Consider the following 22,537-nt stretch of genomic DNA (forward strand, 5'->3'; position numbering starts at 1 on the left):
TATTCTAAGGGCTGGTTTTGTTCTAATAACAATTGGTATATGACTATATCTATACACTATATTATAGAAATGATGAGCCTTTTTAAATTAATGTAACCTTGAACTCAAATACAAAAATTTATCTAGACTACAACTCTACCACTCCATGCGATGAAAAGGTGGTTGAGGCTATGCTTCCCTATTTTAGTGAGAAATTTGGGAATTCATCTAGCTCAACCCATTCTTTTGGATGGGATGCAGAAGAAGCCGTTGACATTGCCAGAGAACAAATAGCAGAACTGATCAATTCAAAAAGCAATCAACTCTATTTCACCTCTGGAGCAACGGAAGCCATCAACTTAGCACTGATAGGTACTTGTGAGTCCGTCAAATCAAGAGGTAACCATATTATTTCCTGTGCTACAGAGCACAAAGCTGTCCTAAGCACATTACAAGAACTTGAAAAAAGAGGCTTCAACATAACCTTATTGAAGGTAGATGGTAATGGAAATTTAGATTTAGATGCATTTCAAGAAGCCATTCGGCCAGAAACTATCTTGACCTGTATCATGTATGCAAATAATGAAACGGGTATTATTCACCCAATCCAAAAAATTGCGAAAATAGCACATGCTAAGGGTGTTTTGGTCATGAGTGATATTACACAGGCTGTAGGGAAAATACCTTTAGACATAGAAAATTCAGGGATAGATATTGCGACGTTTTCGGCCCATAAGCTTTATGGACCGAAAGGAATCGGCGCCCTGTATATTCGCAATAGGATTCTATTAAATATATCTCCTATCCATTTTGGAGGAGGCCAAGAAAAGGGATTAAGGCCTGGCACCTTGAATGTTCCTTCAATTGTAGGATTTGGCATGGCATGCCAACTATGTATTGAATCAATGTCGCAGGAAAGTCAGCGCCTGAAGAAATTAAGGGATAAGATTGAACAGGAATTATTGACACTTGGTGATATAAAAATCAATTCATTCAACGAACATCGTCTTCCCCATATGTCCAATATGACATTTAAAAGTATCGATGGAAGCAAATTATTACGACAAATGGGCAATTTGGCTATCTCACAGGGCTCTGCCTGCAGTTCTGGAACTATAGAACCTTCACATGTCCTACTAAGCTATGGCCATTCTAAAGAAGCTGCACTATCTTCAATTAGGATATGTTTGGGAAGACCAAGCACCTCCCAAGAGGTTGAGGTAGCAATAAATACCATTAAATCTACCATCAAAAACTTAAGGGAGGTTTTGATATGAGAGAATTGGAACATATATATCTAGCCTATAAAAAAGCAAAAAACAATAGATTGAATTGTGTCCTTGCCACGGTGGTTCATGTAGAAGGCTCTTCCTATAGACGCGCCGGGGCAAGAATGTTAGTGGATGAGCTTGGACAAATGACAGGGGCCATCAGCGGAGGTTGCCTTGAGGGGGACGCCTTAAGGAAATCCCTTCATGCGCTCCATCAAAACCGTAATAAACTCATCACCTATGATACAAGTGATGAATCAGATGCCATAGTTGGAGCCCAGTTAGGCTGTAACGGGATCATACAGATCCTATTTGAACCGATTGACTATAACAATCCGGAAAACCCTGTTGAACTCTTAAAGGAAGTACTGCAAAACAATAATAATTCGGTACTTGTATCCCTATTTAATCTCCAGAAAAACCAGGTACAGATAGGCACTTCCCTTTTATTTAATATTGGAGGAAAAACCTTAGGAGATGGCAGAAGTACTGAGTTTTTACAAAAGATAAAATCCGATGCAAAATTCGCCCTTTCAGCCCATAAATCCTGCTTCAGAACATATCGGTCAAAGAAAGGAGAATTACAGGCTTTCTTCCAGTTTGTTCCACAACCCATCCATCTGGTAATCGTGGGTGCTGGCAATGATGCCCAGATTTTAGCATCTATGGCAGACTCCTTAGGATGGAATATTTCTGTAATTGATGGTCGCGCTACCCATGCAAATAAAGAAAGGTTTCTCGGTTCATGCCAGGTGGTTGTCACAGAGCCAGAAAAAGCATTGGAAGCATTGGATATCAATGATAACACGGTATTTGTCCTAATGACACATAACTACAAATACGACCTTGCCATCCTGGAATTATTGCTACTCAGGGAATCCCTGCTCTATATCGGTATCCTCGGCCCTAAAAAGAAATACAAGCGCATGCTTGAGGATATGGCCGAAAAGGGCATACACCCAAGTGCCGAACAAAAAAACAGGATTTATGCACCAATAGGGTTGGATCTTAATAGTGAAACACCGGCAGAAATAGCACTTTCAATCCTCTCTGAAATCCAAAAAGTCTTTTGTGATTCAAGTGCCGACCATTTGAGGGACAAATTAAACAGGATTCATGTAGATGAGCCCAGTGAATTTCAATTGGTACAATTAGAAAACCAGTAAATAAATGTAAAAACCATTAGAATTTCCAAGCTCGAATACTTATTAAAATATTCAATTATGGATATAACTATTAAATACTTTGGTGCTGTAGCAGAACAGGCCGGTACATCTACAGAATTCCTAACTCTCTCTCAAGCGGAGATTGAATTGGACGATCTCAAAGCCTTATGTTTTAAGAAATACAATATAACCAATATGGGCTCCGTCAAAACGGCTATCAATCGTGAATAAAGGAAACTGGGTATATCAAAAGTGGGGATGAGGTGGCGTTTTTACCGCCATTTGCCGGTGGATAATGAAAACCCATAAGTTGACAGCGCTTAATTTTACATTGAAAACAAAGTTAATTTGAACCGCACAAATTGTTTGTTTTCTAAAAAACACCTTCAATGATTCAAAGGAACAATACATTAATAAAGCCGCAAATAAAGGACCGTTTTGGAAGACCACATACTTATCTGAGGATTTCCCTGACCGATAGGTGTAACCTCAGGTGTTTCTACTGCATGCCTGAAGACCGAATTCAGCTAACAGAAAAAGCCAATATCATGACCCTTGAGGAAATTATCATGATAGCCAAGGTTTATCACACATTGGGCGTTAATACTTTTCGACTAACAGGAGGTGAGCCTCTAGTCCGTAAAAACCTAGATTATCTAATCCGTGAACTCGCAAGTCTCGGCGTGACCCTCAAACTGACAACCAATGGTATACTCTTGGATAAATACCTTGAACTATTTAAAGAGGTGGGGTTAAAACACATCAATATCAGTCTGGATACACTGGATCAAGCAAAGGCACTGTTTATTACCAAGCGTGATTATTACCACAGAATCATGTCAAACATACAGTCAGCAGTTGATCATGGACTAAGGGTAAAATTAAATGTGGTACTCATAAAAGGAGTAAATGATCAAGAGATCAATGATTTTATTGAATTGACTAAAAGCAATCCAATAACGGTTAAGTTTATAGAATTTATGCCCTTCAAAGGGAATAAATGGGATTGGAGTAAGGGAATTGGCCAACAAGAAATCTTGGAAACCATTAATCAAAAATTCAAAGGTATTGAAGCTATTGATAATCCAAAACACAGCACTTCCGTCAATTTTAGAATAAAAGATCACCTAGGGACTTTTGGTATTGTAAGCACAATTACCAACCCATTTTGTTCAGAGTGCAATAGAATCCGACTTACTGCTGATGGAAAAATGAAAAATTGCCTTTTCGCCAATTCAGAAACAGACCTGTTAGGCCCATTACGTGAAAACAAAAATATCAGGGATTTAATCCTTGAAAGCATCAAGACAAAGAAATTCTCACGTGACGGTATGGATGAAGAAATGGAATCTGCCATATATGAAAATAACCGATCGATGATTTCAATCGGTGGTTGAGGGTTTCAAGTTAGATTAGGGCTTATTCTAGTCAAGCTTTTCCATAAATAAGTAAGGACAATAAACCAGAAAGTTTTAACCCAAAACTGGATTGTTTTTAGTATTCTCTTCGAAATAACTCATTCGAATCAAAAGGGCATTTGACCACATTTTTCATTAAGTAATCCATGAATAAAAAAAGCTACAGAAGAAAATCTCCAGTAGCTTCTTAACTACCTAATTTAAATATATAACACTTATAAGTGTTGAGGGGTAGGACGAAACAATAAATCATTGATATCTACATCTTCCGGCTGACAGATGGTAATAGCTACCACTGTGGAAGAGGAATCAGCAGTAATCTTTCCAAATCCGCTACTGGCTCCGGTAGTTACGACAAATTTACATTATATATTTTCCATTTTAAAATACTTTGTATTTATTATCAATTCAGTAAATAGAAAAACAAAAAAGTCGTTTCAACATCCTATTTCAAAGAGGCATTATATTCCCTATCAGAGACTTGGTCCAGCCATTCCGTGGGGCCGCTTCTCCTGCTGGTAATGGCTACTTGGATGAATTGGCTTTCGGCACTTGCACCATGCCAGTGGGGAGTATTTGCTGGACATTTTACAGTCTCCCCTTTCCTTAAGATTCGTTTTGGGCTTCCTTTTTCTTGATAATAACCTTCTCCATCTATCGCCAAAATGATCTGACCATTGGGATGTGAGTGCCAATTGGTCCTTGCTCCGGGTTCAAAGGTGACACTTCCAACTGAATTTTGGTTTATACTATCAGCATCGACCAACATTTCCAGATAGGCTGTTCCTGTGAAATTGCTATTTTTTATTTTCTGCCCTTTGGGGAAAACCAAAGACTGCTGGATTTCAGAGATAGTGGAGTCTTCATTTTTGCAGGCTAATATTGACATTATCATCAAAAAAAGAATTGCTCTAAATTTTAAATTCATCTTTTCGGATTTTACAGGTTATTGGTATAAAATTCCCCCAACTTATCAATAGCTTGATTCACATATTCCGGTTTCCAGTAGGTTTGGATATGGGTTGCACCGTCTATGAGAAACAACTCCTTCGCCTTGGCATTGATCGCCTTTTCGTAAGCTTTATCGGTCATATAATAAGTATCGGCTTTGCTTCCTGCGATCATCAGTAAAGGTTGATCCAAAAGTTCGATTTCATCGGTGGCATCCCAAGTCATCAGGTCCAAGAGACTGCTCATGGTATAGCCTCCCCCCGAATTTGGGTGTGCATGTGTTTTATTGTAATAGATATAGCCTTCCCTGTACAGGTCAAAAGGAAGTGAAGCTATTTGCTCCTTGGTCAAAGATGGTGTACCGCCACCCACATACAAAACCTCTCCTCCATTAGCTTCTTGTGCCCTTGCCTTTGAGGCTTGGTCCAATCGTTCCTGGATAGTGGCTGTTTGTGATTTTAAAAACCCATTTCGCCTGACTTCACCTGAATTGAACATACTCAATGTGGCAATGGCCTCAAAACGCTTGTCGGATTGGGCTGCTTTCAACGAATAACCACCACCGCCACAAATGCCTAACAACCCTATCTTGGCAGTATCAACTCCTTCAAATTGTGAAATAAAATCTGCCATACCGTGAATATCATCCACACGATTTTGAGGTATATCAACGTTTCTTGGTGTTCCGCCACTTGCTCCTTGGTAGGCGGCATCTGCTGCAATTGTTATATAGCCCAGTTCTGCCAAACGTTGTGCGTACAATCCCGCCACTTGTTCTTTCACACCACCATTTGGGTGGGCTATAATTATAGCTGGATACTTTTTATTGACGTCAAAACCTGCTGGTGTATAAACATTGGCGGAAATATCAATACCGTTTAATTTGTAGGTGACCGAATGTATATTTACCATGCCTTTTTCATTTTTAGTAATTGCATTGGCATAAACCAAGGTGAATGGATTTCCATTTTGTACTTGGGCAATTCCTTGGGCTTTTAAATTAAATGTAGCCATTAATGCTATTATCAATATAACTGAATACTTCATTTTGAGACTTCTTATTTTTTTAATTGTTCTGCTACGGCATCGTAATATTCCTGGGTAACCACTTCTGTCCAGGTAGTTGGATTTTCACCTCCGTATAATGCCAAATAGGTTACATCACTCTCCTTGGTAGAAGAATGCCAATGTTCGACGTCTTTTGCACATTTTATCACATCGCCGGCTTTGAGGATTACGGGATCCTTTCCTCTTTCCTGATAATAGCCTTCACCTTCCACGTAGATCAATACCTGTGCTGAGGAATGCTTATGCCAGTCAAGCGTGGAGTTTGCCTTAAACGTTGCTTTGGTGATGCTATAGCCCAATTCACTATCGCCTGTCAACAGCCCATTTAGCCAAGCTTCTCCGATGTAATGGGTGTTAGGCGCTTTAAAGCCTTCGTTCAGGTATGAGGAAACTTCGTAGCCCCCTTGTTGGGCAAAAACACTCACGGGAACGATGAACAATAATGTAATGAGTAAGTTTTTCATATTTTTCAGCTTTTAGTTAAGTCCTTTATCATTAAGCCACCCATTCATTAGGTTGGCAATTTCTGCATTGTTGAGATCTGACATTGGGAAATGGGTATTCCCTTCGATTCCAATTTTCGGTAAGTGTACCACTTTGGCGTCACCCCCATATTTGTTGATAGCTTTCACAAACAATTTTGCCATTGCCAAACGAGGACGCCAATTATCCGTACCATAAAAGCTTTCCTGCGTTTCAGGGATAAAATCACCATAATAAATGATGATCGGAATTTTGGTCAGTTTCAGAAAATCCAGTTTGGAAACTGGCACTGCCTCCAATGTTCCTGCCGAACTCTCCATTGGGTCGGGCACTTCGCCTTCGGGATAAACAAAGCCACTTCCAGGTTCATAAGAAACAATGGCCTTGATATTACTGTTTTTAATGGCGGTGGCCCAACCTTGCCCCCCACTATGGGAATGGGTTATTAGGATACCATCACCGATTTTGTCAAACAGGGCTGATACTGCGTTTGTATTTACTTCAAAATCTATAGCCCCCAGATCCGGACTGATTTGTCTGTAAAATTGATTGAGCGTTTCCGGACTTTTATCAAATTGTACATTGGGCATAAATTCATCCCCTTTGGCAATCCTGAACATTCCCAACCAATACTGTTCATTGGGTGTTGCGGGAATGGAGGATTCTTCTGGCCCTCTTCCGCCTTGCCCCCTACGTGGTTGGTCGATTAGATATACAGAGAAGCCCTTTCTTAGAAAAATTGTCTGAAAACCTTCACGGCCATCGGCCGTTGTCTGCCAGGTTCTTGCTGTTTGGCCGAACCCATGCCAAAATACCAAAGGCAATTTCTTGGCATTGCTCGGTATCTGATACTGCACTGTCGCATGGTCGACATGCAGTGTTTGACCTTCTTTTTGTGGATTGTTTGGGTTATACTCTCCCTCGGCTTTGATGATTACTCCACCGACTGCAAATACACCTTGTTCCTGTAGGCTTATTGGTTTTCTTCCTTCAGTTTGTGCCAATATGCTGCTTATAGATATAAGTGCTAGCAGCGTCAAAATAATCCGTTTCATTTAACTGATTTTTAAATTGTTATTACAAATTTCAGAAAAAAAACAAAGAGTATATGTAGATGAATTACTGAGGTACTTACCAATATTACAGGGATGTTCTATTTTACCCTTTTTTAGGGTAGTTCTGAAATTATTATTTTAGCAGATTTCATTTTCTTTTCGTCTAAATAAAGCCTTAGACTCTCAACTAAAAGATCTAACTGACCTTTGGTAAACCCTTGGTTCAAGCATATTCCCAAATGCCCTCTCAGCATGGGTTCTACATCGCCCATGGCCATCAAAGCCGATATGGTGGTCAATTCTCTTTGCTGATAGGTCAGCACATCCCGCTCAAAAATATCCGCAAAGAGATGCTCCTTTAGGAACCTATCAATTTCGGGGGAAAACTGTTGGTAAGCAGCTTTGGTCTCAGGTAAAGGGCTTTTGATGAGCTCCTCCAATACTTTTTTGCCTCTGTCGTATTTGGGCAGTGTGTCATCAATTGGAGAAGCTTCCTTTCCCCAATTATCGTTGATTCCGTCAGCTTCTCGTTCTTCTAAAACCGAAAGAAAAATGTTTGCAGTCCCATGATGCTTTTAGGAAACCCCACATAAGCGTACAGGTGCACCAATTGCTCCTTTATTTGGTTCACCGTCAATCCATTGTCAAGACCTTTCGATAATTCAGGTTTCAGCCCTTCCCAATCGCTTATTGCCGTAAAGGCCGCTATTGAGGCCATGCTTTTCTGTTCCTTATCGAGTTGCTGTGCTTGAGAGCGGTAACAAACATTGAATAGCAATAGCACAGCTATTATCTTAAACATTCTCATCTGTCTATCATTTTTTGGGCTGCAGCGGAATACCTTTCGCCCACAAGTTGGATATTTTTTAAAGCAGTGGATACCTGGAATAAATCATCATCGGACAGGTTGATTTTTGTACTGCCCACATTTTCTGTCAGACGATGTTGCTTGGTAGTTCCAGGAATTGGGAGAATGAACGGTTTTTGGGCCAATAACCATCCCAAGGCAATTTGGCCGGGAGTGGCCTGCTTTTGTACCGCTATTTTCTTGACCAAATCTACCAATGCCTGGTTTGCCTTTCGGTTTTCCTTTGAAAAGCGAGGTACCGTATTCCTGAAATCATTGGGATCGAATTGGGTGCTTTCTGAAATAGCACCCGTCAAAAAACCTTTGCCCAGAGGGCTGAATGGAACAAAACCTATCCCAAATTCTTCCAATAAGGGAATAATCTCCTTTTCCGGCTCCCTATAAAAGAGCGAATATTCACTTTGCAATGCTGCAAGCGGCTGAATGGCATGCGCTTTCCGGATGGTAGTTGCACCTGCTTCAGACAAGCCCCAGTGTCCTATTTTCCCTTCCTTAATTAGATCACTCATGGTACCCGCCACATCCTCCATTGGAACGGATGGATCCACTCTATGCTGGTAAAAAAGATCTATATGATCTGTGTTCAATCGTCTTAGGGATGATTCGGCGACTTCCCTTATCCTCTTGGGACTGCTATCAAGGCCTTTTTTGGAATCACCGTCCTTAAAGCCAAATTTGGTAGCAATCACTACTTCCTTTCGGAAAGGGGCAATCGCCTCTCCCACCAACTCCTCGTTAGTAAATGGGCCATAGCATTCCGCAGTATCAAAAAAGGTTATGCCCTGCTCAAACGCAGAACGAATCAGTTTGATCGCTGCGTTCTTTTCTGTGGGAGGCCCATAGCCAAAACTCAGGCCCATGCAGCCCAGTCCAAGCGCGGAAACTTTCAATCCCTGATTTCCCAATGTCCTTTTTTCCATGGTTCCTAATATTTTATATATCCAATTTTGTTTCACTCAGCCATTTGACCATTTCTGGGTTTCTATGGTCAAAAAACAAGGTAGATCCTGTATCCAAGGCTGCTATGGAATGCATGTCTTCTTTTGAAATTTCGAAATCGAAAATCCTAAAATTCTCCTCTATCCTTTCCTTATGGACCGATTTTGGAATGGCAATTACATTTCTTTGGATCAGCCAGCGCAGAATCACCTGGGCTATGGATTTGTTGTATTTCCTTCCTATTTCGGACAACACTTCATTTTGGAAGATACCGTTCTTCCCTTCGGCAAATGGGCCCCAAGACTGCATCTGTACATTGTGATCGATCAGAAAATCATGGCTTTCCTGCTGTTGATGAAAAGGGTGTGTTTCGATCTGGTTAATGGCCGGGGCAAACCCACTGTTTATGGTAAGGTCCACAACCCTGTCAGGTTGAAAATTTGCCACTCCTATGGCCTTGATCTTCCCTGCCTGATATAGTTCCTGCATGGCCTTCCAGGAGCCAAAGACGTCCCCATAGGGTTGGTGGATAAGGTAAAGGTCGAGGTAATCGAGCTGTAACCTTTCAAGTGTCCTTCTAAAGGCAGCTTTAGTGCTTTCGTAGCCCATATCCTGCACCCAAAGTTTTGAGGTAATAAACAGTTCCTTTCTGGCTACCCCACTCTTTATTATCGCATTTCCCACCGCCGCTTCGTCCATATATGCAGATGCAGTGTCTATGAGGCGGTAACCTATATTTATGGCATCCATTACTGCCCGTTCACATTCCTTTAAATCAGGTATCTGAAAAACCCCAAATCCCAAGAGGGGCATTTCCAATCCATTGTTCAATTTGATCTTTTTCATAGTTTCCGTGTTATTTTATTTACAAAGGTCCCTGTTTTTTATTCTATTGGGCTTATGCAGGTTACAGGTTTACATACCATTTTCACTGATTCCGATCCAGTAGCACTGAAAGTCCTTCTGACTGCTTTCCTTTTGACTCTCCGTGCTCTTTTTTTCTAAAAGCCTGTATTCTAAGGTAAGTCAAAGAACGCCACAACCATTCCAATGGGCCGTACAAAAAATGCCTGAGCCAATACCTGCTGAGCAGAATTTGCACAGTGTAAATCAAGATCCCCACCAAAAACAATTTGGTCGGGTTTGCCCCACCGAAGAACGGCCCAAATGCCCACATAGAAAAAAGAAAGCACCCTACCGAGCCCTGCATCAGGTAATTGGTAAGCCCCATACGGCCGTAAGGGGACAGGATTTTCAACACACTCCCTCCCACTGTAGTTTGATAAAGGACAATAAAGGCCATCATCAACGCCCCGGAGAAAAATACCAATTCAATATCCTCCAAAGTCTTGACGGCCAAAATCCTGGCAGAAACGACATTTCCTGCAGGATTGAACAGCATACGCGTCTCCACTGAAGGGAACATGCTCTGGACGAGCAAGGTCAGGAGCAAACCCAACAAAAAGCCAAAAAACAACAGAAGGTTACGCCTTTTGTGGACCTGCAAAGATTCAAAGAACCGGAGACGGCCTACTACCAGTCCCATTAGAAAAAGTGCCAAGGTAACATATCCCCTCCCCACCATACCAAACTGGTAATTGAGTTTTCCCATATATCGCTGGTTATAATTATGCTTGGCAGTATTGAAGAATGAAGGATTGACTATATGTTCAGGGGTCCCTTCAGCAACCTCTTGGCTACTCCTATCCACCTGTTCTACAGGAGGATTACCTAATGCATGGTTGTTTATTGTGGCTTGAATGGTTCTAGGGACACCAACCAGTAGTAGACCGGAAAGTAACAACAGCACCCAGTTTTTGGTCTTGTAAAGCGGAATCATTATCAGCCCAAAGACGGCATAGACGGAGATGATTTCGAGGGGATAAAAGGAATGGGCCAATACACCCATAACAAACAAAATGACCATCCTCCATGCAAAGCGCCCTCTAAAATCCACTCCTTTTCGACTCGCACTGTCCATTTGTATAAAGAAACTAAGCCCAAACAAGAATGCGAAAATATTGATAAACCTTCCCATAATTATATGCTGCCCGATCCACTGGACCGTTTCGTCCAAAGGCGGGAACCAAGGGAAGGCCTGCTCACCTGCTCTGGAATAAATCCCAAAATGCTGGAGCATGTGGATTAGAACCACACCCAATAAGGCGAAGCCTCTTAGAGCGTCCAATACGTTGATACGTTTGAGGGGGTTTGATAATGTTTTTGCAGCTTCCATATAGTAAACTTCTTGATTTTAGAGAGGAGAAATTTTCCCATTTAACATTTGTGTTTACAAACATCCCTCTTTTATTCCGTCAAGGGCTTATACAGATTACGGGGACTCCTACCAGTTTTACTGATTTTGATCCTGGTCACTCCACCAACTGGATATAAATCCGTAATATTGAAGCATATAAACCAAGAACGGTCATGGAAAAACTAAGAAGATTTGAAACGGTCAATGACTATAATGTTTTCAACAACAATGAAACCCTTCACCCGTTGGTGAGCATTGTGGATTTGTCAAAAGCAGACCAAAGAAGGGCATCCAACATGTACTTTGGATTCTATACGATATTCCTAAAAGAAGTGAAGTGTGGAAATCTGCGATACGGCCGTCATACCTATGATTATCAAGAAGGGACACTGGTATTTATAGCCCCCGGCCAAGTGGTGAGCGTGGACAATACCGGTGAGCTATACCAACCCCAGGGGAAGGCCCTTATTTTCCATCCCGACCTGATTTTGGGATCTTCCTTGGCCGGCCACATGGACAACTACACGTTCTTCGGTTACCAATCCAATGAAGCCCTCCATTTATCCCAGCGTGAAAGGAATTTGATCTTGGAGTGTTTTTCCAAAATCTCTTACGAGCTGGAGCAGTCCATCGACCATCACAGTAAAAAGTTGATTATTTCAAATATTGAGTTGCTTCTAAATTACTCCGTGCGTTTTTATGACCGCCAGTTTATCACGCGGGAAAATGTCCATCAAGGAACACTGGAAAAATTCGAATCGCTTTTAAATGGCTACTTCAAATCTGATAAGCCTGAAAAATTAGGACTACCTACCGTTACCTATTGTGCAGATGAACTCAACCTATCTTCCAATTATTTTGGAGATTTGATTAAAAAACAAACAGGAAAAAGTGCACAGGAATACATACAGTCCAAATTAATTGCCATAGCTAAAGAAAGAATATTTGATATTGATAAGGGAATCAGTCAGGTGGCCTATGAATTGGGGTTCAAATATCCACAGCATTTCACCAGGCTTTTCAAAAAAGCTGTAGGACAAACTCCAAATGAGTATAGAAACAACCGATTAAATTAAGCAGAAAATATTTTTTCAAGTTAGCCTGAACTAGTCACTGCCATAGTTTATATTACTTCTGTTATTTCTTCTCTTACATATAATTGGTACAAGTAATCTATCATTTCCATTTCTTCCAAAAAAGAGTTCGATCCGCGTACCGCCAGCTCCACCCAATGAGAGTTAGACGATATTTTTGTTTTTTCCAAATTCACTTCAACACATAAACCATTGTTTATCTGACAGATACACTCACCAATAAAATCCATTCTTCCGGTTCGATAAGTTGAATTTGAAAAACCCAGTTATTCCAGACATATCGAACCAGTTAAAGTCAATAATCACAAAACCACTTTATATTACGCCCTTATTGACTCCCACAAATTAGTTCTATTATTAAAACAAGAGTAATTTCACTCTCAACCATATAAATCCTACAGATTTTCTCCTACTGGTTCAATTCTATAACCACGAATTATCCACCTATATAAATATTACCAACATTCATCCATACAACCAGATCCATTCATTGGCAAAAGCCTTCCAATTTTGTATTAAGTTACCATTTCGATGCCTCCAATTGATTTGATTACAGTAAACTAGAAACTCCTCTACCTGCTTCTTACTTGCCCCCTTCTCCATCAGATAAATGGTTACATGTAAATCCGAGGGAGGTATGTTATTTGATAGTCCTCTGTTAAAAGCAAGATCATTCTTTGGTTTGGTGGGCATATTATATTACTGTTTGTTAGCCTCCATCATTTCTTGTATATCCTGAGTGTCATAATAAATCACTCCACCAATTTTAGTGAAAGGCAAGTCTCCATTCAGCCTCATATTTTGTAGTGTACCAGAAGAAACTTGAAGTATTTTTTTTGCTTCCCGAGATTTGACATACCTCTTTTGCGAATGGCTCCTCCTATTATCTAATAAAACTGACAGTTCCTCAATCAGATCAAATTTTAATTGATCCAAATCCTCTTTAGTTATTATATTTACTTCCATAGTAGTTGTTTTTATGTAAATCAATGAAAAACCACCCATTAACATTCACATCAAAATCAGAAGTGGGAAGAGCCTATTTTGTCAATAAATTCTTCAGTACTTTCATATCCTCACTTATTTTTTTCTCAACTACTCGCGCATAAATCTGAGTGGTAGCTATTTTTGTATGTCCCAGCATTTTACTAACTGATTCAATGGGAACACCGTTCATCAATGTAATAGTAGTCGCAAAGGTATGCCTGGCAGTATGGTGTGTAAGTTTTTTTTGGATTTCGCAAAGGTCTCCAATCTCTTTAAGGTAACTGTTCATCTTTTGGTTTGAAATAGGTGGCAGCAATGTGCCGTTAGCTTTGGCCCTCGGGTGATTTTTGTACTTTTCTAAAATTTCAATGGCTTTGGGGAGTAATGGAAGCTTTACCGGTTCATCAGTTTTCTTCCTATGGGAAATAATCCATAATTCCCCGTCAATACCTTTGGCTATATTTGCATGGGTCAAGTTGATAGAGTCAATATAGGACAATCCCGTATAACAACTGAATACGAACAAATCCCTTACCCAGTCCAAACGGGAAATAGAGAATTCCTTTTCTTCAATACGCTTGAGTTCTTCCATTTCTAGGAAATGACGCTCCACCTTCTTGTAACTGAACTTATAATTTAGAAAAGGGTCTTTTTTCATCCATTCCATTTTAAAAGCCAGGGTCATCAACTTCTTTAATCTGATCAAATGTTTCATAACACCATTGTTGGCAACAGGCCTCCTTCGATGGTCCTTTGGCTTGAATGTCCTAAGGTGGTTTTCATAATCAGTAATAAACTTGTAGTCAATTTCCGACAAGGGAATATCAGACTTCCGTTTTCTAGTTTTTAGAAATTCCTGAAGATGTCGTTCAGTAGTCTTATAATTTTTGAGTGTACCTTCAGCAAGAATACCAATGTTATGTTTATTATGAAAATCAACAAGTTCCATCAGTGTATGCTCCTCTTCCTCGATTCCCAAAAACCTATTTTTTATTGCTTCAGGGGTAATATTCCTTTTTTCAATAAATAGTTCTTGATAGCATTCCAGTATTCTAGAGCGCATATAATCCAGGTAGCGATTTGAGGACCTGGACTCTGGGTTATTCCCTTTTACCCTACCTTTTCCAAAATCCCATTCTGATCGGGAAATTACTTTGTTTGCAGAAATCTCAATTCTCTTTCCATTTACAGTAACCCTTGCCACCACGGGAGAAAGCCCTCTTTTGTTCACTTTGGAAGATTTAATAACAAACTGAATACCAAGTGTTTTAGCGTTTTTCATACAATTTCCGGTTAACTTGGAACCATTAAAAAAGGGTCCCAAAATCCAATGTTTTTTAAGCTCAATTCGGCCTAAAAACACCCCAAAATCAAGATCAGAAACAACCTATAGATCAATGACTTAAGGCCTAAAACGGGACCCAAAATAGAAAATTAAATTGGGTCACCGAATAGGTCCCATTTTCTTTGAAATTGTATGTGGTTTTTTGTTGTATAAAAAACAAAAAACCCTCCAAATCATACGATTTGAAGGGTTTTGGTGGGAATTGCACCCCATTTTGTCGTCCTCCCGGGACAATTTTCGAACCATTTTTTGGAAGATTTAAAATTATTAGCCTCGAAAAACGATGCGTAAGTAATTAAAAATCAACCACATATATTGAATTTATTTTTCTTCGTATACAATCAGAAAGAGAAAGATTCGTCTTGGTTCGAACTAACCGGTGCAAAAGTATGAAGAAAATATCGAGAAGCAAGGAGACACCGCTGTTTCTTATCATTTTTATTTTGACAGGCTAAATTTACGCTTCCTTTCAACAAGAGATGTAAAGCTCCAATTATGAGGTTGCAGCAAAAAAAAATCTCCCAACTTGGGTAGAACTTGGGGAAATATTGTGCTCAAAATCATAAAGTTTGTACTTCATTTGGGAATACTTGTCTCTAAAAAGCCTGTAGCCCCATAAAATTGGCGGATATGAAACACGCTCTACAAAACATCATTTTGGAGATACACCAAAAGGAAGACAAGATTTCATCGCAAGGCAAAACATTGATTGATGAGGCCTACGAAATGACACTGTATCTCCAAGACCTACTATTCTCGGCTAAAGGACACATTATCGAGAATGGCTTCTGCAACGATGCTGAAGAAATCAACTTCTTCCGAACGATAAAACCGCAGATACTCGGTAAACTAATCTACTACAACAAGGTTTACCGCATTGAAACAGCCTGCCCCGTGGACAACGGGAAAATGTATTATGGATATTTTTCAACGCAGTTGGCCAACCTAAAACGGGAATACATGGCACATGTCTGTAATACCGATTTTTACCGTTATTACCGCTCAGGACGAACGGATCGTGACGACACCTATTTTAAGCGTGGAAATATCAATTACCACGATGGACTTAACAGTATAGTGTTCGAGATAGATCCGTTATTCTCAACTTTTTTTGATTACAAGATCGCAAGGATCATTGCCAATGAATTGCTTTATTCCTACCTGCTGACCAAAATCAATCCTGAAGAAAACCCGGACACCATATTGCAGAAGCCGGAAAGTTCCAATGACGTTTTCTGGACAGACAGCAAAAACGCGCTCATTGAATTGGTTTATGCACTTCACGCTTCCGGTGTTATTTCACATGGTAAGATCGGCATCCGAAAAATAAGCCTGATGTTCCAGATACTTTTCCGTATTCCTCTCGGAGACCTGCATCACGCTTTTCTCCGGATGAAAACCCGGGCTGGTTCGAGAACCGCATTTCTGGATCAGTTGAAATTATCTCTCGAAGAATACATGGATAAAGATCTTTGACAGCATCCAAAAGGTCAAGTTCAAGGCAGTGCATTTTATGTGCTGCTTTCTTTTTGCCCATATCCGCCAATTGGTAAAATCTCTGTTCCGTTCTCCAACGATATACTCTACAAGAATTAACCCATTGTTTTTCAGCTAATTCTCATTACTGCTAAAATTTTAAAAAAACAGCTAAACCAATTGGCTAGCCTTGGCAGACAAACCCTTCCACACTCCTGAATTTTGTAATGAAACAAAAACGGAGTCCTTATGAATATTGATAAAGTGGAATTTACGGCATGGATGGAACGCATTATGGGGCGCTTTGACATACTTAGCGACCATTTAGAGGATGTGCAGAAAAAACGCAACTGCATAGATGGTGAGGAGTTGCTCGACAATCAGGATCTGCTCCAGATGCTAAAAATAAGTAACCGTTCCCTGCAACGCTACCGCTCCATCGGCAAGTTGCCCTATTACACCATAAGTGGAAAATTGTATTACAAGCTCTCCGACGTCCATCGCTTCATCCGTGAGAGTTTCAGGGCTCCGGTCCCCAAAACGAACGCCAACAAGTGACAAACACTGCCAGTGGATGCCAATTGAAGCAAAACGATGAGTACGTCTTTTACTTTCGGCACTGAACTTTAAAATTTTCAAGCGATGAGTGAGCAAACGTTAGATAAACCACAAGTACCGGAACAACTCTCGGACATATTGCTGGTACTGGATAAGGAGAAAAAGAAAATCCAGGCTGTAAAAAGCATTGACAAAAATGGGAAAATGGAAACGGTTGATCCTACAAGGAAAAACCAGAACCAGTTTATGCGGGTGGACAGACATGGCGATTTCTTTTCCAACTTCTTCTCCAACTTTTTCAGCCAGTTGAAGAACCCCACCAACTTCTCTTTTTTCAAAGTTCCCTCACCTATTGCCATTGATACGGCGGATAAAATGCAAAAGCAGGTAAGCAGTCCAACTCCTGAAGGCGAACACCTACTAAAACAGCACGAGATCAAACCGGAAATAAAAGAGAAACAAAAACAAGAAAATCAAAATGATATGGAAACGACACAGAAAACCCCGGAAACCAGCGAATACCGCTACAAGCTGGAACAGATTGATTGGGAAACCATGAACAATCTTGGATTAGGTAAGGAGCGCCTTGAAAAAATGAACCTCCTTGAACCTTTACTGAAAGGCTATAAGACCAACGAACTTGTACCGGTAAGCCTAAACCTTGGTACTGCGGTAACCCGAATGGACGCCCGCTTATCCCTGCAACCCAATGATGACGGACAGGTGGTGGTTGCCATTCACGGCATCCGTAAAGAGCCAAACCTGAACTTTGAGTTTTTCGGCCATAAGTTTACCGATGAGGACAAGAAAAATCTACTCGAATCAGGAAATATGGGACGTGTGGTTAACCTGACCAATCCCAAAACAGGCGAAACACTTCCGTCCATTGTCAGCGTAGACAGGCTGACCAATGAACTGGTCGCATTACGGACGGATTTTATCAGAATCCCGGATGAGATCAAAGGGGTAAAACTGGGCGATGCGCAAAAACAAGCCTTAATGGAAGGTAAACCGCTTTATCTGGAAGGTATGATTTCCAGGAAAGGAACCGAGTTTGCGGCTATGGTTCAGTTCAACGCGGACAAACGCTATGCGGAGTTTCTTTTTGACAGGAACAATTCCAATCGGCAAACACAGAGCAATGTTCAAAACAATCAGCAAAACCAGCCGCAGGAAGCTCCACGAACATTCCGGGGCAAGGAACTGGACGAAGAGCAATACAATAAGTTCAAAGCCGGTCAAACGGTGTACGTAGATGGCCTGGTGGATAAAAAGGGGCAAAAATATCAGGGATATATCACGCTGAATCAGGAAACAGGCAGAACGGAATTTTCTTTCCGAAATCCTGATAAGCTCAAAGAGCAGGCAAAACCTACCGAACCCCACAAAACCCAAACAGCAGTCAACTCAGAGGGAAAAACCAACGAAGCTACCAAGAATATCAAAGAGCCTTTGAAGACAGCGCAACAAACCCCGAAAGACAAAAAACAGCAGCAACAACAGGAAAAACCCAAAACACCTGCAAAGGCCAGAAGCAGAAAAATGTAGTAAAGTATGAAAACAGTCATTGCAGAAAAACCAAGTGTAGCAAGGGAAATAGCCAGCCTGTTGGGAGCCACCGAAAAGAAGGAAGGTCACCTGACAGGCAACGGCTATTTTGTTACCTGGGCATTCGGACACCTTGTCGGGTTGGGAATGCCCGAAGATTATGGCATAACGGGATTTGACAAAGCAGCTTTGCCGATATTGCCCCATCCGTTTTTACTGGCAGTCCGCAAGGTGAAAAAAGACAAAGGCTACACCACCGACGCAGGAGCGATAAAGCAACTGAAAATCATTGAACAGCTTTTTAACCGAAGTGATGGCATTATCGTAGCGACCGATGCCGGACGTGAGGGCGAGCTCATATTCAGATACATTTACGAGTACCTGAAATGCATCAAGCCCTTTCAGCGACTTTGGATCAGTTCCCTTACGGAAAAAGCCATTAAACAGGGTTTTGACAACCTCAAAGACGGAAAGGAGTTTGACGGACTATACCAAGCGGCACAAGGCAGAAGTCGTGCAGACTGGCTGGTAGGAATCAATGCCACGCAGGCACTCTCCATTGCGGCTGGCAATGGTGTTTATTCGCTTGGACGGGTACAGACGCCAACACTAGCTTTGATATGTAGGCGTTACTTGGAAAACAAAAACTTTTCGGTACAGAAATACTGGCAGATACAGTTGTCGCATACCAAGGAATTCATCGAGTTTAAAAGCCTTTCCAAAAATAAGTGGGATAACCAAAAACTGGCAGAGGACACCTTGGAAATCCATAGAGAGAAACGGGAATACGGCTGCTGTCACATCCGTAGAAACCAAAAACGTTACAGAACAGCCGCCCTTGTTGTTTGACCTGACCGGCTTGCAAAAAGAAGTAAACAAAAAACTGAACCTATCTGCGGAAGAAACCCTCAAAATTGCTCAAAGTCTTTATGAGAAGAAGTTTATCACCTATCCACGTACCGGAAGCAAGTACATACCCGAAGATATGTGGACAGAGATTCCCAATCTCATAAGAGCTTTGCAGGATAGGGACACCTGTAAACAAGCCGTTGCCAAAGTGAAATGGGGACGTTTCAATAAACGCATCGTGAATGACCTGCGCGTGACCGACCACCACGGGTTATTGACTACCGACACAATCCCATCGGCACTGAATGCAAAGGAAAATGCGGTTTATGATATGATTGCCTTTCGACTACTCGAAGCGATTTCCGGTGCCTGCACCAAGGAGGCCACTCATATTACTTTACAGGCATTGCATTACGATTTTACGACAAAGGGCTGCAAGGTGCTCGAACCCGGCTGGCGTTCCATCAAAGGTAACTTCACCGATGATGATGCAGAACCTATAGAGGATCTACCGGACATAAAAGAAGGTGATGTACTCAAAATCAAACAAGCCGCAGTTTTGGAAAAGAAAACCAAGCCTCCCGTATTATACACCGAAGCAGGGCTTTTGTCGGCTATGGAAACGGCGGGAAAGGATATCAAGAACGAGGAAGAACGGAAAGCTTTGCAGAATATCGGTATTGGCACTCCGGCTACAAGAGCCGCAATAATCGAAACCCTGTTTACCCGCAATTATATCCAGCGGGAAAAGAAATCTTTGATTCCTACGGAAAAGGGATTGCAGGTATATGAGTTGGTCAAAGACCGGAAAATTGCAGACGTGGCCATGACCGCCGAATGGGAACTGGCACTTCAGAAAATCGAAACCAGTGAAATGAATGCCATAGCATTCCAAAAGGAAATGGAGGCCTATACCAAATCCATCACCGGAGAACTGTTGCAAACTTCCATTGCCAAGGATAATTCACCCGAACTTGTCTGTCCGAAATGCAAAAATCAAAAACTGCTCATCCGGGATAAAATCGTGAAGTGTCCGGACGAGGCTTGCAATTGGGTCCAGTTTCGCATTGTTTGCGGCGTGCAAATCGGCATTGTTGATATTGAAAGCCTGGTGGATAACGGCAAAACATCGCTTATCAAAGGAATGAAAAGCAAGGCGGGAAAGACGTTCGATGCCTATATCGTCTTGAACGACAAAGCTGAAAGCTCCTTTGAATTTGAGAAGCGGAAAAAGAAATAGTTTATATAAATCTTATTCAACGGCGATAAACGCCGTTATTTTTATTTTATATAAACAAAATATTTACGTATCTTTGTTTTGACGGCGATAAACGCCGCCTAAAATAAATTATGTAAACATGGCATCCAATCCTGAAAGACGACGATTATTGGAACAGATAATACCCGAAAGTATGATTGTAACCCGTAACTGGCTTATGGAAGAGGCTTCTTTGGACAAACATGCCATAGACAACCTGGTAAAAAGCGAACAGTTGAAATTACTGTGGAAAGGGCTATATACAAGGGGGAGTATCCTGCTTTCCTGGCAAAGTATGGTCTATACCTTGCAAACCGTTATGAAAACGGATTATGTGGTAGGTGGGCTGTCGGCTCTTGAATTAAAAGGGTTTTCGCATTACATACCCGTTTCCCAAAAAGAAACCATCCGTCTATACGGTAATGATAAATTACCCTTATGGACGAACGAACTATCGGAAAACATAGCTTTTATACGCCATACCCGGAATGAACTTTTCTCCGGTATGGAAAGAGATATTTCCGGGAAATACACCAGTTCCGTTTCTTGGAAAGAAGGTTTCAAAGACCTGAAAATATCATGCCCGGAAAGAGCCTGCTTGGAAATGCTCAACGACGTTCCCAGAAAAATATCATTTGAACATGCAGATCAGCTCATACAAGGAATGACCTCCCTTTCCCCCCGAACCTTGCAACGATTATTGGAGGCGTGCACAAATGTCAAAGTCAAACGGCTTTTCCTTTGGTTCGCTTCAAGGCATAATTATACATGGTTTTCAAAGCTGGATACGGAACATATAGCCCTTGGGTCCGGCAACCGGGTAATTGCAAAGGAAGGAGAGCTTGATAAAACATATAAAATAACCGTACCCAAGGATTTTCAACCCTAACAGATGAAGAAAGACAGTATTTATTACCGGCAGGTCCAGTTATTGGTACGCATCCTGCCACTTTTGGACAGTGAGAAATGTTTTGCCCTGAAGGGCGGAACCGCCATCAACCTTTTTTACAGGGAACTTCCCAGACTATCAGTTGATATTGATTTGCTCTACCTGCCCTCAGAGGGACGTGAAGAAGCACTCGCTAATATCCGTGAAGCATTATCGAGATTGAGCGAACTGATTAAGAAAACCATTCCGGGCATTCGCATACAGAACACGCACGAACAGGGGAACGCACTCCGTCTTATTCTGCAAGTGGAAGATATACGTGTCAAAGTGGAGTTGTCACCGGTTATCCGGGGATCGGTATTCCCTGAGGTTCGCATGGAAGTTTGTGAAACCGTAGAGCGTGAATTTGGTTACGCCGAAATACAGGTAGCATCATTACCCGATTTATACGCGGGGAAGATTGCCGCGGCATTGGACAGGCAACATCCCCGTGATTTGTTTGATGTAAAGTTTCTGCTCGAAAATGAGGGGTTTACGGAAAATCTACGAAAAACATTTCTTGTGTTCCTGATCAGCCACCAGCGACCAATGGCTGAACTGCTTGCGCCACACCGCAAAGACATACGTGAAATATATGAATCAGAATTCGCACAAATGGCAGAGGTGGATATTTCCGTAGAAGTACTGGAACGGACAAGGGAGCAACTGGTGACCGTTATCAATAAAGAAATGACTCCAGATGAGAGGGCATTTTTGTTGTCTTTTAAAGAACGAAAACCGCAATGGGAGTTATTGGGTCTGCCCAATATGGAGGAAGTCGCTCATTTGCCATCTGTTCAGTGGAAACTGCTCAATCTCTCAAAAATGGACGAAAAGAAACACAGGCAAGCAGCCGAGAAACTGAAAGAGGTACTTTTCAATAACAAAACGTGATATTTTAAAAGCATCCTATTGTTGGCAGGATAATTCAAATTCTTGACAATCCCATAAATGCCCTCCGACATTCCGGAGGGTTTTTGATTTTAATTACTGTCCTGTAAAAAGCAACGATAAGCCAAGTCCTACCCTTCAACGCCAA

General features: G+C 41.3%; 22 protein-coding genes and 1 pseudogene. 12 read left to right on the forward strand and 11 right to left on the reverse strand.

Annotation, left to right across the window (positions count from 1 at the left end; translation table 11 throughout):
* Positions 1-98 precede the first annotated feature (98 nt).
* The 4 genes from FDP09_RS22215 (at position 99) to moaA (ending at position 3,813) form a co-directional block, all read left to right on the forward strand.
* On the forward strand, positions 99-1,256 hold the full coding sequence (locus FDP09_RS22215) for a cysteine desulfurase family protein (protein ID WP_137404674.1): 1,158 nt from the start codon (positions 99-101) through the stop codon (positions 1,254-1,256).
* Complete coding sequence (locus tag FDP09_RS22220; RefSeq protein ID WP_137404675.1) at positions 1,253-2,416, forward strand: XdhC family protein; 1,164 nt, start codon at positions 1,253-1,255, stop codon at positions 2,414-2,416. Before FDP09_RS22215 ends, FDP09_RS22220 begins: the two co-directional genes overlap by 4 nt.
* Before the next feature lie 57 nt (positions 2,417-2,473).
* Entirely contained in the window at positions 2,474-2,647 is a 174-nt protein-coding gene (locus FDP09_RS22225) for a MoaD/ThiS family protein (RefSeq protein WP_137404676.1), read from the forward strand.
* Positions 2,648-2,805: 158 nt separating this feature from the next.
* On the forward strand, positions 2,806-3,813 hold the full coding sequence (moaA, locus tag FDP09_RS22235; RefSeq protein ID WP_015267904.1) for a GTP 3',8-cyclase MoaA: 1,008 nt from the start codon (positions 2,806-2,808) through the stop codon (positions 3,811-3,813).
* A gap of 466 nt (positions 3,814-4,279) precedes the next feature.
* Here the strand turns inward: moaA and FDP09_RS22240 are convergent, their stop codons facing one another.
* The 9 genes from FDP09_RS22240 to FDP09_RS22275 form a co-directional block, all read right to left on the reverse strand.
* Entirely contained in the window at positions 4,280-4,723 is a 444-nt protein-coding gene (locus FDP09_RS22240) for a cupin domain-containing protein (RefSeq protein ID WP_229683484.1), read from the reverse strand.
* Between the two features lie 50 nt (positions 4,724-4,773).
* Positions 4,774-5,832: an alpha/beta hydrolase gene (locus FDP09_RS22245; protein ID WP_015267906.1), complete on the reverse strand. Its 1,059-nt coding sequence runs from the start codon at positions 5,830-5,832 to the stop codon at positions 4,774-4,776.
* An 11-nt stretch (positions 5,833-5,843) separates the two neighbouring features.
* Positions 5,844-6,317, reverse strand: coding sequence for a cupin domain-containing protein (locus tag FDP09_RS22250; RefSeq protein WP_015267907.1), 474 nt, complete (start codon positions 6,315-6,317; stop codon positions 5,844-5,846).
* Between the two features lie 12 nt (positions 6,318-6,329).
* On the reverse strand, positions 6,330-7,391 hold the full coding sequence (locus tag FDP09_RS22255) for an alpha/beta hydrolase (protein WP_137404677.1): 1,062 nt from the start codon (positions 7,389-7,391) through the stop codon (positions 6,330-6,332).
* Between the two features lie 113 nt (positions 7,392-7,504).
* The gene (locus FDP09_RS24090) at positions 7,505-7,831 is read right to left on the reverse strand and encodes a carboxymuconolactone decarboxylase family protein (RefSeq protein WP_229683486.1); all 327 of its coding nucleotides are present in this window, start codon (positions 7,829-7,831) and stop codon (positions 7,505-7,507) included.
* A gap of 95 nt (positions 7,832-7,926) precedes the next feature.
* Positions 7,927-8,193 (reverse strand): carboxymuconolactone decarboxylase family protein, encoded by a 267-nt coding sequence (locus FDP09_RS24095; RefSeq protein WP_229683487.1) that lies wholly within the window; start codon positions 8,191-8,193, stop codon positions 7,927-7,929.
* Positions 8,194-8,195: 2 nt separating this feature from the next.
* Positions 8,196-9,179 carry an aldo/keto reductase gene (locus FDP09_RS22265; RefSeq protein WP_015267910.1) on the reverse strand — a complete coding sequence of 328 codons (984 nt, stop codon included), beginning with the start codon at positions 9,177-9,179 and terminating at the stop codon, positions 8,196-8,198.
* A gap of 13 nt (positions 9,180-9,192) precedes the next feature.
* The gene (locus FDP09_RS22270) at positions 9,193-10,044 is read right to left on the reverse strand and encodes an aldo/keto reductase (protein WP_137404678.1); all 852 of its coding nucleotides are present in this window, start codon (positions 10,042-10,044) and stop codon (positions 9,193-9,195) included.
* 82 nt (positions 10,045-10,126) lie between these two features.
* The gene (locus FDP09_RS22275) at positions 10,127-11,434 is read right to left on the reverse strand and encodes a DUF418 domain-containing protein (protein WP_137404679.1); all 1,308 of its coding nucleotides are present in this window, start codon (positions 11,432-11,434) and stop codon (positions 10,127-10,129) included.
* 194 nt (positions 11,435-11,628) lie between these two features.
* Here FDP09_RS22275 and FDP09_RS22280 point away from each other — a divergent pair, with 194 nt between their 5' ends.
* Positions 11,629-12,531 carry a helix-turn-helix domain-containing protein gene (locus FDP09_RS22280; RefSeq protein WP_015267913.1) on the forward strand — a complete coding sequence of 301 codons (903 nt, stop codon included), beginning with the start codon at positions 11,629-11,631 and terminating at the stop codon, positions 12,529-12,531.
* A 717-nt stretch (positions 12,532-13,248) separates the two neighbouring features.
* Here the strand turns inward: FDP09_RS22280 and FDP09_RS22285 are convergent.
* Positions 13,249-13,515: a helix-turn-helix domain-containing protein gene (locus FDP09_RS22285; protein WP_137404680.1), complete on the reverse strand. Its 267-nt coding sequence runs from the start codon at positions 13,513-13,515 to the stop codon at positions 13,249-13,251.
* A gap of 73 nt (positions 13,516-13,588) precedes the next feature.
* The gene (locus FDP09_RS22290) at positions 13,589-14,818 is read right to left on the reverse strand and encodes a site-specific integrase (RefSeq protein ID WP_137404681.1); all 1,230 of its coding nucleotides are present in this window, start codon (positions 14,816-14,818) and stop codon (positions 13,589-13,591) included.
* A gap of 693 nt (positions 14,819-15,511) precedes the next feature.
* On the opposite strand from FDP09_RS22290, the gene FDP09_RS22295 reads away from it, so the two are divergent.
* The 7 genes and pseudogenes from FDP09_RS22295 (at position 15,512) to FDP09_RS22320 (ending at position 22,392) form a co-directional block, all read left to right on the forward strand.
* Positions 15,512-16,357, forward strand: coding sequence for an RteC domain-containing protein (locus FDP09_RS22295; RefSeq protein ID WP_137404682.1), 846 nt, complete (start codon positions 15,512-15,514; stop codon positions 16,355-16,357).
* Positions 16,358-16,606: 249 nt separating this feature from the next.
* Positions 16,607-16,915 carry a helix-turn-helix domain-containing protein gene (locus FDP09_RS22300; RefSeq protein ID WP_137404683.1) on the forward strand — a complete coding sequence of 103 codons (309 nt, stop codon included), beginning with the start codon at positions 16,607-16,609 and terminating at the stop codon, positions 16,913-16,915.
* An 84-nt stretch (positions 16,916-16,999) separates the two neighbouring features.
* Positions 17,000-18,463 carry a DUF3945 domain-containing protein gene (locus FDP09_RS22305; protein WP_137404684.1) on the forward strand — a complete coding sequence of 488 codons (1,464 nt, stop codon included), beginning with the start codon at positions 17,000-17,002 and terminating at the stop codon, positions 18,461-18,463.
* Positions 18,464-18,469: 6 nt separating this feature from the next.
* Positions 18,470-20,141, forward strand: a pseudogene (locus FDP09_RS22310) (DNA topoisomerase); the annotation flags it as partial.
* Between the two features lie 72 nt (positions 20,142-20,213).
* Entirely contained in the window at positions 20,214-20,552 is a 339-nt protein-coding gene (locus FDP09_RS24425) for a topoisomerase C-terminal repeat-containing protein (RefSeq protein ID WP_229683496.1), read from the forward strand.
* A 118-nt stretch (positions 20,553-20,670) separates the two neighbouring features.
* Positions 20,671-21,459: a type IV toxin-antitoxin system AbiEi family antitoxin gene (locus FDP09_RS22315; RefSeq protein ID WP_015267010.1), complete on the forward strand. Its 789-nt coding sequence runs from the start codon at positions 20,671-20,673 to the stop codon at positions 21,457-21,459.
* Between the two features lie 3 nt (positions 21,460-21,462).
* A complete protein-coding gene (locus FDP09_RS22320; RefSeq protein WP_015267009.1) occupies positions 21,463-22,392 on the forward strand; it encodes a nucleotidyl transferase AbiEii/AbiGii toxin family protein in 930 nt (309 codons plus the stop codon).
* Positions 22,393-22,537 lie beyond the last annotated feature (145 nt).

The organism is Echinicola rosea, assembly GCF_005281475.1.
In the GTDB taxonomy this organism is placed as follows: domain Bacteria; phylum Bacteroidota; class Bacteroidia; order Cytophagales; family Cyclobacteriaceae; genus Echinicola; species Echinicola rosea.

Excerpts from the sequence above, each read along its gene's own strand:
- FDP09_RS22285 (WP_137404680.1), bottom strand. The coding sequence starts at position 13,515 with ATGGAAGTAAATATAATAACTAAAGAGGATTTGGATCAATTAAAATTT.
- FDP09_RS22255 (WP_137404677.1), bottom strand. The coding sequence starts at position 7,391 with ATGAAACGGATTATTTTGACGCTGCTAGCACTTATATCTATAAGCAGC.
- FDP09_RS24095 (WP_229683487.1), bottom strand. The coding sequence starts at position 8,193 with ATGTTTAAGATAATAGCTGTGCTATTGCTATTCAATGTTTGTTACCGC.
- FDP09_RS22280 (WP_015267913.1), top strand. The coding sequence starts at position 11,629 with ATGGAAAAACTAAGAAGATTTGAAACGGTCAATGACTATAATGTTTTC.
- FDP09_RS22240 (WP_229683484.1), bottom strand. The coding sequence starts at position 4,723 with ATGTCAATATTAGCCTGCAAAAATGAAGACTCCACTATCTCTGAAATC.
- FDP09_RS22270 (WP_137404678.1), bottom strand. The coding sequence starts at position 10,044 with ATGAAAAAGATCAAATTGAACAATGGATTGGAAATGCCCCTCTTGGGA.
- FDP09_RS22265 (WP_015267910.1), bottom strand. The coding sequence starts at position 9,179 with ATGGAAAAAAGGACATTGGGAAATCAGGGATTGAAAGTTTCCGCGCTT.
- FDP09_RS22225 (WP_137404676.1), top strand. The coding sequence starts at position 2,474 with ATGGATATAACTATTAAATACTTTGGTGCTGTAGCAGAACAGGCCGGT.
- moaA (WP_015267904.1), top strand. The coding sequence starts at position 2,806 with ATGATTCAAAGGAACAATACATTAATAAAGCCGCAAATAAAGGACCGT.
- FDP09_RS22275 (WP_137404679.1), bottom strand. The coding sequence starts at position 11,434 with ATGGAAGCTGCAAAAACATTATCAAACCCCCTCAAACGTATCAACGTA.
- FDP09_RS22300 (WP_137404683.1), top strand. The coding sequence starts at position 16,607 with ATGAATATTGATAAAGTGGAATTTACGGCATGGATGGAACGCATTATG.
- FDP09_RS22305 (WP_137404684.1), top strand. The coding sequence starts at position 17,000 with ATGAGTGAGCAAACGTTAGATAAACCACAAGTACCGGAACAACTCTCG.
- FDP09_RS24425 (WP_229683496.1), top strand. The coding sequence starts at position 20,214 with ATGGAGGCCTATACCAAATCCATCACCGGAGAACTGTTGCAAACTTCC.
- FDP09_RS22315 (WP_015267010.1), top strand. The coding sequence starts at position 20,671 with ATGGCATCCAATCCTGAAAGACGACGATTATTGGAACAGATAATACCC.
- FDP09_RS22295 (WP_137404682.1), top strand. The coding sequence starts at position 15,512 with ATGAAACACGCTCTACAAAACATCATTTTGGAGATACACCAAAAGGAA.
- FDP09_RS22250 (WP_015267907.1), bottom strand. The coding sequence starts at position 6,317 with ATGAAAAACTTACTCATTACATTATTGTTCATCGTTCCCGTGAGTGTT.
- FDP09_RS22245 (WP_015267906.1), bottom strand. The coding sequence starts at position 5,832 with ATGAAGTATTCAGTTATATTGATAATAGCATTAATGGCTACATTTAAT.
- FDP09_RS22290 (WP_137404681.1), bottom strand. The coding sequence starts at position 14,818 with ATGAAAAACGCTAAAACACTTGGTATTCAGTTTGTTATTAAATCTTCC.
- FDP09_RS22320 (WP_015267009.1), top strand. The coding sequence starts at position 21,463 with ATGAAGAAAGACAGTATTTATTACCGGCAGGTCCAGTTATTGGTACGC.
- FDP09_RS22220 (WP_137404675.1), top strand. The coding sequence starts at position 1,253 with ATGAGAGAATTGGAACATATATATCTAGCCTATAAAAAAGCAAAAAAC.